Below are 10,482 nucleotides of genomic sequence, written 5' to 3'. Positions count from 1 at the left end.
CGAGTTCGGCCAGGCGCTCCTCCTCCGTCTGCGTGACGCTTGGAATGTCCAGTGGCATGGCTGAGCCTCTCCTGTTGGTGGCGCGGTACATGCGGAACGACATCGGCAGGCGCTACGGCGCGGACCCCTTGACCGCCCACTTCCGATGACGGGTGAAGAGCTGCTGGGCCTCTCCGCAGTAGCTCCACGGCACATCCGTGGCGTACGGGCCGATGGCGTCGAACACCTCGGCAGCCGCCCGGTGCTGGTTCGCGAAGGACATCGCGTGGGCCAGGTAGTTGGCGTCCTCGTGGAAGGCGGCGTGCGGCATGGAAGGCGCCCGGTACGTCCACCAGTTCACCCACGCCTGCTGGGTCGACGGGTTCTCCGTCCACGGGTGGACCGTCAGGCCGTACCGGTGGCCCTCCTTCTTCATCCGCGTACGGTGCGACTCGGCGAGCGCGACCAGCGGCAGGACGTGCAGCGGCATCCCGCGCGGCACATGGGCGCAGCGCTCCTGCGCCCAGTGGAACATCTCGCCCGCGACCCCGTGCCAGTCCGGGAACATGTAGGTGAGCAGCTCGTGATGCGCCTCCCTGTTCCACGGGTCGCGCTCCTCGACCTCCCGCCACACGCTGTGCACCGTCTGCCGCCACTCCCGGTCGCGGTCGGGGGAGTGGAAGCGCAGCAGGGCGAGCATGACGACATACGGCGTCGGATCGGCGGGCAGGGCGTCACCGGCGGCGTGGCAGGTCTCCCAGGTCTGCTCCATCTCCGCGCCGCTGCCCTGCCCCCGTGGGCCGGCCATCGAGCGCAGGGCCTGGACGGTGGCGAGCAGGGCCAGGGCGTGCGGTGAGCGCGGTTCGGCCTGGGCCCAGGTGTCGGCGAAGGTGAGCCGCGCCCCGGCACGGGCGAGCACCTGGAGGCGGAAGATCCGGCGGTCCCAGTCGGCACCGGTCGCGGTCAGCAGTTCGCGCGCGCCTTCCCATCTGCCCATCGCGGCGTCCTCCATCACGGCGCGCAGGCGGGTGTCGTCCCGCGCCGGATGACGGTCGAAGGCCGGCTGGCGTCTCACAGCGGTCCCGCCAACGTTCTCTCGGGTGAGGGGAACCGTGCCTCACCGCGCGCAAGGGAGCTGTCAACAGGCACTTCTCAGGCCTCCGGGAGGGCGTGCGCCAGGGGGACGCCGATGTAGGGGGAGCGCGTCGTGGTGAGCGAACGACCAGGGGACCGGCAGGCCCCGTCTCTCCGGCGTCCTTGCCGGGCGGGGCGGCGATGGCGTGGGGCGAGCCGGTGGGGTACCGGTCCGGTGCCGCTGCTGAGGGCGTCTGTGCGCAGGCGAGAGCCCGATACGACCGTGAGGGGCAATCACCGCAATCTCCTGTACGTGGCATGCATGGGTTGCGCAAGTGGACTGTCAACTTCGTTCATGAAGTGGTGACTTGAGAAAGAAGACTATTCACTGACGCACGGCCGTGCACATTGCTTCGGTGATAAAAGTCGCGCGAGGTGGCTTCTCTGAGTGACGAGCCGAGGCTGTCCGTGGTCGACGCCCGGCCCATCACCCCGCGATGCACGCCGAGTTGGACGCCGAGGCGACGTCCGCCCCGCCGCGGCCCGAATCCGGTGCGCGACCGCGCCCGACAAGCCCCGCCGTGCGCCCCGGAGTCACGATCGCCCCACTTCGGTCACGACATCATCACAGGTTCTTCACTTCACCTATTTCGATGTTCAACCACTCGCTATTCTCCCTGTTCCCGACACCTTGGGGGGATCGTGATGAACCAGCAGTTTCCGTCTCAGCCCGGACAGCAGCCGTCGACGCCGATCGGGCTGTACGCGCCGCCGCCGAAGAAGATGAGCACCGGCGCGAAGGTCGGCATCGGGTGCGGCGGCGCCTTCGGTGCGCTCCTCCTCATCGGCGTCATCGGCGTCGCGGTGGGCGGCGGCGACTCCGGAACGCAGGCCGGGAAGCCCGGAACGGCCGTCGCCGCACCGGCCGAGGAGCAGGCGAAGGGCAAGGCGAAGGAGACCGCCGAGCCGGCCGGGGCCAAGCCGGAGAAGAAGTCCGGGGCGAAGCCGAAGGCCGAACCGAAGAAGAAGCCCAAGGCGGCTCCGCAGTCCTCGGCCGACCGGTTCAAGGCCTTCGTCGGGCAGCACGGAAGCGCCAACGAGAAGGCCGCCATCGGGCATGTCACCAAGGTCCAGGGCGCCGAGGAGCAGAACGACATCCTCGACTCGGTCGACGTCTACACCGACTTCACCGGCGGGATGTTCGGCCCCCACCAGAGCGAGGGCAAGCTGATCGCCTCCGCCTTCGCCGACTGGAAGGACTCCGAGAACGGCCTGGTCACCGTGTATGACGCCAAGGGGGAGATGCTCTCCAACGGCAACTTCTGACCGCCCCGGCGCGACGGGAGGGCCGCACCCGCTCCTCGTCCGGCCGCCGGCCGGCCTCGCGCCTCCACCACCTGTCCCCCCGGATTCGGCCGGGCGGCGGCTCGCGACCGTGGGCAGGGCCATGCATGCAGGGGAGTGTGCAGCCGCAAGACAGGGGGCCACGTGACCAGGAACCAACAACCCATGCCGCCGCAGGAGAAGAAGAACGCCCGGCTCGGCTGCGCCGTCATCGCCGCCTTCGCGCTGCTGGTCGGCGGGTGCGCCAACCTGATGGACGGCGACGACGACAGGGACACGTCCACCAGCAGCACCGTCTCCGACGCGTCGGACGACGCCTCGGAGGTCTCCGACGGCTCCGGCGCCTCCGCCGACTCCGGTGCGTCGGACGACGCGAACAGCTCCGTCACCGTGCCGGACTACACCGGCCGCACCCTCCAGGAGGCGCAGGACGACGCGCAGGGCAGGGGCCTCTACCTGCTCTCCAGCCGGGATCTGTCCGCCCGTGACCGGGCGCAGGTCTGGGACCGGAACTGGCAGGTGTGTGACCAGGACCCGGCCGCCGGGTCGGTCATGGCGGACACCGAAACCCTGACGTTCACCGTCGTACGGACCAGCGAGAGCTGCGACGACCCCGACGAGGCGGAGTCCGACGGCGACGACGGCACGGACGAGCTCACGGCCGAGCCGACGGACGCCCCGGCGGACGACCCGATCGAGGCCGGCGATTCCGGCAGTTCCAGCTCCGCCGGTTCCTCCGGCGACTCCGACGCCTACGCGTCCTCGGGCTCGTCCGGCACCTCCGGCTCGACCGGGAGCGGCTCCTCCGGCGGTTCCGGCTCCTCGGGGGCGACCGGTTCAGGTGACGGGAGCGGCTCGTCGAGCAATGGCGGGAGTGCCGCGAGCGGCGGTGAGGAGGAGTCGCAGACCCCGGCGGGTGCCTCCGCGCGGTGCAACGACGGGACCTACAGCTACAGCGCGCACCGGCGGGGCACCTGCAGCCACCACGGCGGGGTCGCCGTCTGGCTGCGGAGCCTGCCGGCCTGAGCCGCCGCCGGTCCGGGGAACGACGGGGCAGGAGGGGCGGATGACACGCGCGGGAATCCGCCCCTACAACCCTCAACGGCATTGGGAGGTCTTCACGACACCATCACAGATGCCAGGGGGGCCACCATGTCGTACTCGCAGCGGTCCGCGCCGTCCGGTCAGCGGTTCCACCCGATGCCGCCGTCACCCGCGCGGCAACCGGTGCGGCGGCACTCCGCGCTCACGATCGTGGTGGGTGCCGGGTGCGCCCTCCTCGTCTGCGGGCTCGGTGTCGCCGTCGGCGGCGGCAAGAAGGCCGAGGCGCGGCCCGTTCCCACCGTCACCGCCAGGACGGAGCAGGCGGCGGCGGAGAAGCCGAACGGGACGCCCGGCCGCACCGTGAAGGCGACGGCACCCGCCGGGCCCGCCCACGCGGCCGGTCCGGGCAGCTACCTCGTGGGGAAGGACCTCGCACCCGGCGCCTACCGGACCGGGGGACCCGCCGGACCCGCCGGGCCCGACGAGCCGCTGTGTTCATGGACGCGTGCCAAGCCCGGCGGCGAGCGGTCCGGCCTCGTCGCCGAGGGCACCTCCCGGGGCCCGGCCCGTGTCACGGTGCACGAGGGGGAGACCTTCGCGACCACGGGCTGCCGACCGTGGACGAAGGCCGGCTGACGGCCCGTCATCCACGCGTGCGCGGCCCGCTCACGCACCCGTGCGCGGGCCGTCACCGCGGGGCCCAGCCCCCCCCGCACGCCAGTTACCCGGGGGGTGCGGCGCCGGTCCGGTCCGCGCAAGCACGCCCCCGGCACCCGGCCGGGACCGGTCACCCGCCCTCCGGGCGCCCCGCGACCCGTCGCACGACCTTCAGCAGATACTCCTTGCGGTGCAACGGGTCATGGTCCGTCCGCGCCCGGACCGGGACCTCGCCGTGCACCGGCTGGTACCCGGCGAAGGCGCACTCCAGCACACCCTCGCCGCGGGTCAGCCCCGGCAGCCGCCGCTCCAGTTCGTGTACCCGGGCCACCGGGATCTCGCCCTCCAGCAGGCACTCCGCAGCCCGCACCGCCTGCGTACGCGGCACCGCGTGCAGCCGGGCGAGCAGCGGCGACAGCGGGCCGAGCGCGTCCGCCGGGACCTCCAGCCGGAAGTGGTGCACCGGCTCGTACACCCGGGTGCCGGCCCGCCGCAGCGCGTGCATCAGCACCAGCGGCGTCAGCTGCCGGAAGTCCCCCGAGGTGCTCGACATGCTCTTGTCGAAGACGCCGTGCGCGTGGCTCTGCCGGGCCCAGTAGCCGGAGTGCGTCAGAGTCACCGTGCAGTCCTCGACCTGCCACCCGTACACCCCCTGGCGCAGCGTCTCGTACACGGTCTCCTCGACGGCCTTCACGAACGCGTGCGGCATCGAGCCGAGTTCGACCTCCAGCCGGAAGTCCGATCCGGCGCCGGCCGGAGCCGGATCGACCCGGAGCCCGACGGTCGCGAGGAAGGGGTTGGGGTCCTCGGCGATGATCTCGAACGCCGCGCCCGGACCGGCGGGCCGCTCGATGCACAGCGGCGTGGTCGCGTGGAAGTCGACCTCGACGCCGAACTCCTCGGCCAGCGTCGCCTCGATGACTTCCTTCTGCACCTCGCCGTAGAGCGACAGCGAGGTCCGCCCGCGCGGGCCGTCCTGCCGCAGACCGATCAGCGGGTCCTGTTCGGCGAGCCGGGTCAGCGCGAGATGCAGTGCCCGCCGGTCGGCGGGGCGGCGCGGGACCACGACCGTCTCCAGCGTCGGCGGGGCGAAGTGCTGCCGCGATCCGGGAGCCTCCGCGTCGCCGACGCGGTCGCCGGTCCGGATGTCGCCGAGCCCCCACAGCTTGCCGATCCGGCCCGCGGCGACCGCGTCCCGGCGGGGCTCCGCCCCCTGGTCGAAGACGCTGATCGCGGTGACCTTGGCCGGGCTGCGCCGCGGGGCGCCGGGGCCGTGGAAGGGCAGCGGGTCCCGGGTCCGTACCGTCCCCGAGAACATCCGGACGTAGGCGATCTTCTCCCCGGCCGGGCCGCGCTCCACCTTGAAGACCGTGCCGGACACCGGGCCGTCGGCGGCGCCCCCGGCGGTGGGCAGCAGCTCGGTGAGGCCGGCCCGCAGCGTCTCCAGGCCCGCGCCGGTGACGGCCGAGCCGAAGAACACCGGATGCACCAGCCCCCGCCGCGTCTGCGCCGCCAGTTCCCCGCGCAGCCGCCCGTAGGAGACGGCCGAGGGGTCCTCGACATAAGCAGCGAGCAGCGCGTCGTCGTGCCGGGTGAGCAGGTCGGCGAGCCGGTCGGTGAAGCCGGTGTCGGCCGCGCCGTACGGGGTGACCCGCGCCGCGCGGGTGCCCGGGCCGTCCACGGAGGCCATGGCGACGGCGTCCGGGGTCAGCCGCCCGGCGATCTGCCGCAGCACCCGCTCGCCGTCGGCGCCCCGGCGGTCCACCTTGTTCACGAAGATCAGGGTCGGAATGCGCAGCCGTTGCAGGGTCCGCATCAGGACGCGGGTCTGTGCCTGTACGCCCTCCACGGCGGAGACCACGAGCACCGCGCCGTCCAGTACGTTCAGCACCCGCTCCACCTCGGCGATGAAGTCCGGGTGGCCGGGGGCGTCGAGCAGATTGACCGTGACCCCGTTCAGGGCGAACGACACCACGGCGGACTTGATGGTGATGCCCCGGCGCCGTTCCAGCGCGAGGGAGTCGGTCCGGGTGCTGCCGTCGTCGACGCTGCCGACCTCGTCGATGACCCCGGCGGCATACAGCAGCCGCTCGGTCAGGCTCGTCTTACCGGCGTCTACGTGCGCCAGAATTCCCAGGTTCAGTGAGTGCACCAGGCGTCATGTCCTTGTGATCGATGGAAGTTCCCTTCTGAGCGGACATGGGTGCCTTCGGCATGGTGGGGCTCCTTTTCCGGGTCGGTGGATGCGGCGAGTAGAGCAGCCGGCCCGTCGGGCGGGCAACCGGTTTTCACCGGTCGCACCACGTCGGAACCATTTCCTCCGCTTTTGCCCGGGGTGGGGTCCTGTCGAGCGGGAGGCGCTCACGAGATATCTTGATGTCGAGCAATGTTGCAGACGTGGAGCGGAGCACCCGGTGACTGACTCGACCATCATTTACACCCACACTGACGAGGCCCCGGCCCTGGCGACGTATTCGTTCCTGCCGGTGATCCAGGCATACGCGTCGACGGCCGGCGTCAGCGTGGAGACCCGTGACATCTCCCTGGCCGGGCGCATCATCGCGAGCTTTCCCGAGCGCCTGGAAGAGGGGCAGCGGATCGACGACGCCCTCGCCGAGCTCGGTGAGCTGGCGAAGACTCCCGAGGCGAACATCATCAAGCTGCCGAACATCTCGGCCTCGATCCCGCAGCTGAAGCAGGCCATCGCCGAGCTTCAGGAGCAGGGCTACGCACTGCCGGCTTACCCGGACGACCCGAAGACCGACGAGGAGCGCGACATCCGCGCCCGCTACGACAAGGTCAAGGGCAGCGCCGTCAACCCGGTCCTGCGTGAGGGCAACTCCGACCGCCGCGCCCCGGCGTCGGTCAAGAACTACGCCAGGTCCAACCCGCACCGCATGGGTGCCTGGACGGCCGACTCGAAGACGAACGTCGCCACCATGGGCGTCGACGACTTCCGCTCCACCGAGAAGTCCGCGGTCATCGGCCAGGACGGCACGCTGCGCATCGAGCTCTCGGGCGACGACGGCTCCACCACCGTGCTGCGCGAGTCGGTACCGGTCCTCGCGGGCGAGGTCGTCGACGCGTCCGTGATGCGGGTCGCCGCGCTGCGCGAGTTCCTCACCGCGCAGGTCGCCCGTGCCAAGGCCGAGGGCGTGCTGTTCTCGGTGCACCTGAAGGCCACGATGATGAAGGTCTCTGACCCGATCATCTTCGGCCACGTGGTCCGCGCCTTCTTCCCGAAGACCTTCGCCCAGTACGGCGAGTCGCTCGCCGCCGCCGGCCTGACCCCGAACGACGGTCTCGGCGGCATCTACAAGGGCCTGGAGTCGCTGGCCGACGGCGCCGAGATCAAGGCGTCCTTCGACGCCGAGCTGGCCGAGGGCCCGGAGCTGGCCATGGTCGACTCCGACCGCGGCATCTCCAACCTGCACGTCCCCAGCGACGTCATCGTCGACGCCTCCATGCCGGCCATGATCCGCACCTCCGGCCACATGTGGGGCCCGGACGGCACCGAGGCGGACACCCTCGCGGTCCTCCCCGACAGCAGCTACGCCGGCATCTACCAGGCCGTGCTCGACGACTGCCGCGCCAACGGCGCCTACGACCCGTCCACGATGGGCTCGGTCCCGAACGTCGGCCTCATGGCACAGAAGGCCGAGGAGTACGGCAGCCACGACAAGACCTTCGAGATCCCGGTCACCGGCACCGTGCGCGTCCTCGACGAGAACGGCAACGCCGTCCTGGAGCAGGTCGTCGGCGCCGGCGACATCTTCCGGATGTGCCAGACCAAGGACGCGCCGATCCGCGACTGGGTCAAGCTCGCCGTCACCCGCGCCCGCGCCACCGGCAACCCGGCCGTGTTCTGGCTCGACGCGGGCCGGGCGCACGACGCCCAGCTCATCGAGAAGGTCAAGACCTACCTCGCCGAGCACGACACCGACGGTCTCCAGCTGGAGATCATGTCGCCGGTCGACGCGATCACGTTCTCCCTGGAGCGCATCCGCCGCGGCGAGGACACGATCTCGGTCACCGGGAACGTGCTGCGCGACTACCTGACCGACCTGTTCCCGATCCTGGAGCTGGGCACCAGCGCCAAGATGCTCTCGGTCGTCCCGCTGATGAACGGCGGCGGCCTGTTCGAGACCGGCGCCGGCGGCTCCGCGCCCAAGCACGTCCAGCAGCTGGTCAAGGAGAACTACCTGCGCTGGGACAGCCTGGGCGAGTTCCTCGCCCTCGCGGTCAGCTTCGAGCACCTCGCGCAGAAGACCGGCAACGCGCGCGCCCAGGTGCTCGCCGACACCCTCGACCGCGCCACCGGCACCTTCCTCAACGAGAACAAGTCGCCCAGCCGCAAGCTCGGCGGCATCGACAACCGCGGCAGCCACTTCTACCTCGCGCTGTACTGGGCGCAGGAGCTGGCCAAGCAGACCGACGACACCCAGCTCGCGGAGGCGTTCGCGGCCCTCGCCAAGACGCTCACCGAGCAGGAGCAGACCATCGTCGAGGAGCTGATCGCGGTGCAGGGCTCGCCCGCCGAGATCGGCGGCTACTACCAGCCCGTCGTGGCGAAGGCCGATGCGGTCATGCGCCCGTCGAAGACCCTCAACCAGGCCCTGGCGTCCCTCAGCTGACGTAACGGCCGCGCATCCCTGCGCAACCCCGCCGCCCCGGCCGGAATCCCACCGGCCGGGGCGGTGTTGTGTCCGGCGGTGCCCCGGCCACCGGACGGACGGCGGGAACGGCTGAGGCCGTGAGCCCGCCCCGGCCCGCCCGCGTCGCCGGCCCGCCCGGAGCCCGCCGTTCAGCCCACGAGGTCCAGCACCGGCCGCAGCCCGTCCGGGCGCCGGTCCACCGGCAGCGGGTCCACCGGCAGGAACGAGCAGCCCACCGCGGTGGCACCGCCGTCCGCCGTGCGGTCGTCGCCCACCATCAGCACCGCGGACGGCTCCAGCCCCAACTCCCGGCAGGCAAGCGAGAAGAGCCGCGGGTCCGGCTTCTGGATTCCGTGCTCGTAGGACAGCACACAGGCGTCCAGCGAGCGCTCCAGGCCATGGGCGCGCAGCACCGGCCGCAGATCCCAGCCGATGTTGCTCAGCACGCCGACACGGATGCCGCGCCGGTGCAGCTCCGCCAGGACCCCGGCGGCGTCGGGATACGGCTGCCAGGCCTCCGCCGTCTTGTGGCGGTCGTAGAGCGCGTCGTACAACTCCGGCCCGGGAAGCGGCACCTGGCGGGCCAGGCCGGTGTACACCGCGCGGTGGTGGCCCGCGTCGCGGTCGCGGATCTCCCACAGGCCGGCCAGCGCGGCGGGCAGCTCCACGGGGGAGGCGCCGCCGGGCAGCGCACCGGCCCGTTCCAGCGCGGCCGCCCGGTGCGGGATCTCGGCCTCGGCCATGGCCGTACCGGACGCGGCCAGTGCCGCCCGCAGCCAGGACTCGGCGGGCTCGATCCGCAGCAGGGTTCCGGAGAAGTCGAAGAGCACACCTTTGATCGTCGTCATGTCCGCCTTCCTGCCCACTGCGCGGCGCCGTTCCCCTCCCGGGGCCGGAATCCGCTGTACGCCGCTGCCGCCGCGGCCACCAGCGCCCCGCCCAGCAGCCAGCCCCCGACGACATCCGACAGCCAGTGCACCCCCAGATACACCCGGGTGAAGCCGACGCCGACGACCGACACCACGACCACCGCCCGGGCCGTACGGCGCCACAGCGGGCGCGCCCCGCCCAGCCGCAGCAGCCACAGCACCAGCGCGCCCGCCACCAGCGCGGACATCGCGTGCCCCGACGGGAACGCCGCGTAGTGCGCGGTGTCCACCGGGTCCGGCCAGACCGGACGGTCCCGGCCGACCAGCGCCTTCAGCACCTGCTGCAACCCCGTCCCGACGAGCGCGGTGGCCGCTACCCAGGCCCCGAGCAGCCGTTCCCCACGCCGCACCAGCAGCACGACCGCCGCCACCAGCACCGCGCGCATCATCCACGGGTCCCACAGCCAGTCGCTGAGCAGCCGGCTCAGGCGGGTCCAGCCGGGCGCGGTGACGGCCGTCCGGTGCAGCGCACCGGCCAGCGCACGGTCCACCGACAGCAGCGGCCCCCAGCCCAGCACGACCAGGGTGAGCAGCAGACCGAAGACGAGGGTGCACAGCCCGGCGCAGCGGAGGGCCGGGCCGCGCGGGGCGGGGGCGGGGCGGCGTGCGTCGTCCACGGCGGACGACCGGACGGCGGGCGGCGGCGTCGGCGGCATACCACGATCCTCGCCGATACCCCGCGCTCCGGGCGAACAGGCCACGCGCCCTAGGACCTGTCGTCAAACTCCCGTCGTTCGCCCGAAGGGCGGCCCCGCGGCGTCTGGTGCGTGCGATCGCAAGGCGGAGGGTCGCCCCGATAC

The 10,482-nt window shown here is 72.1% G+C and carries 8 protein-coding genes; 4 read left to right on the top strand and 4 right to left on the bottom strand.

The features are described from left to right. Positions 1 to 112: 112 nt before the first annotated feature. Positions 113 to 1,054, bottom strand: a complete 942-nt coding sequence (locus ACWC9R_RS36260) for a hypothetical protein (protein WP_450738060.1) — start codon at positions 1,052 to 1,054, stop codon at positions 113 to 115. Positions 1,055 to 1,758: 704 nt separating this feature from the next. Here ACWC9R_RS36260 and ACWC9R_RS36255 point away from each other — a divergent pair. From ACWC9R_RS36255 to ACWC9R_RS36245, 3 genes are all read left to right on the top strand, one after another. Then, positions 1,759 to 2,379: a hypothetical protein gene (locus ACWC9R_RS36255; protein WP_450738059.1), complete on the top strand. Its 621-nt coding sequence runs from the start codon at positions 1,759 to 1,761 to the stop codon at positions 2,377 to 2,379. 183 nt (positions 2,380 to 2,562) lie between these two features. After that, positions 2,563 to 3,423: a DUF3761 domain-containing protein gene (locus ACWC9R_RS36250; RefSeq protein ID WP_450738058.1), complete on the top strand. Its 861-nt coding sequence runs from the start codon at positions 2,563 to 2,565 to the stop codon at positions 3,421 to 3,423. A 126-nt stretch (positions 3,424 to 3,549) separates the two neighbouring features. Further along, the gene (locus tag ACWC9R_RS36245) at positions 3,550 to 4,077 is read left to right on the top strand and encodes a hypothetical protein (protein WP_450738057.1); all 528 of its coding nucleotides are present in this window, start codon (positions 3,550 to 3,552) and stop codon (positions 4,075 to 4,077) included. A 151-nt stretch (positions 4,078 to 4,228) separates the two neighbouring features. Here ACWC9R_RS36245 and ACWC9R_RS36240 read toward each other — a convergent pair whose 3' ends face one another. Next, entirely contained in the window at positions 4,229 to 6,250 is a 2,022-nt protein-coding gene (locus ACWC9R_RS36240) for a GTP-binding protein (protein WP_450738056.1), read from the bottom strand. A 262-nt stretch (positions 6,251 to 6,512) separates the two neighbouring features. Here ACWC9R_RS36240 and ACWC9R_RS36235 point away from each other — a divergent pair, with 262 nt between their 5' ends. After that, a complete protein-coding gene (locus tag ACWC9R_RS36235) occupies positions 6,513 to 8,732 on the top strand; it encodes an NADP-dependent isocitrate dehydrogenase (protein WP_450738055.1) in 2,220 nt (739 codons plus the stop codon). A 170-nt stretch (positions 8,733 to 8,902) separates the two neighbouring features. Here ACWC9R_RS36235 and ACWC9R_RS36230 read toward each other — a convergent pair whose 3' ends face one another. Both ACWC9R_RS36230 and ACWC9R_RS36225 read right to left on the bottom strand, forming a co-directional pair. After that, on the bottom strand, positions 8,903 to 9,601 hold the full coding sequence (locus ACWC9R_RS36230) for an HAD family hydrolase (protein WP_450738053.1): 699 nt from the start codon (positions 9,599 to 9,601) through the stop codon (positions 8,903 to 8,905). Then, positions 9,598 to 10,338, bottom strand: coding sequence for a phosphatase PAP2 family protein (locus ACWC9R_RS36225; RefSeq protein ID WP_450738052.1), 741 nt, complete (start codon positions 10,336 to 10,338; stop codon positions 9,598 to 9,600). Before ACWC9R_RS36225 ends, ACWC9R_RS36230 begins: the two co-directional genes overlap by 4 nt. Positions 10,339 to 10,482 lie beyond the last annotated feature (144 nt).

It is taken from the genome of Streptomyces sp. NPDC001219, from assembly GCF_053597915.1.
Note: the sequence above shows the minus strand (reverse complement) of the source record. Positions and strands in the feature narration are given on the sequence as shown.

Excerpts from the sequence above, each read along its gene's own strand:
- ACWC9R_RS36225 (WP_450738052.1), bottom strand. The coding sequence starts at position 10,338 with ATGCCGCCGACGCCGCCGCCCGCCGTCCGGTCGTCCGCCGTGGACGAC.
- ACWC9R_RS36245 (WP_450738057.1), top strand. The coding sequence starts at position 3,550 with ATGTCGTACTCGCAGCGGTCCGCGCCGTCCGGTCAGCGGTTCCACCCG.
- ACWC9R_RS36255 (WP_450738059.1), top strand. The coding sequence starts at position 1,759 with ATGAACCAGCAGTTTCCGTCTCAGCCCGGACAGCAGCCGTCGACGCCG.
- ACWC9R_RS36250 (WP_450738058.1), top strand. The coding sequence starts at position 2,563 with ATGCCGCCGCAGGAGAAGAAGAACGCCCGGCTCGGCTGCGCCGTCATC.
- ACWC9R_RS36230 (WP_450738053.1), bottom strand. The coding sequence starts at position 9,601 with ATGACGACGATCAAAGGTGTGCTCTTCGACTTCTCCGGAACCCTGCTG.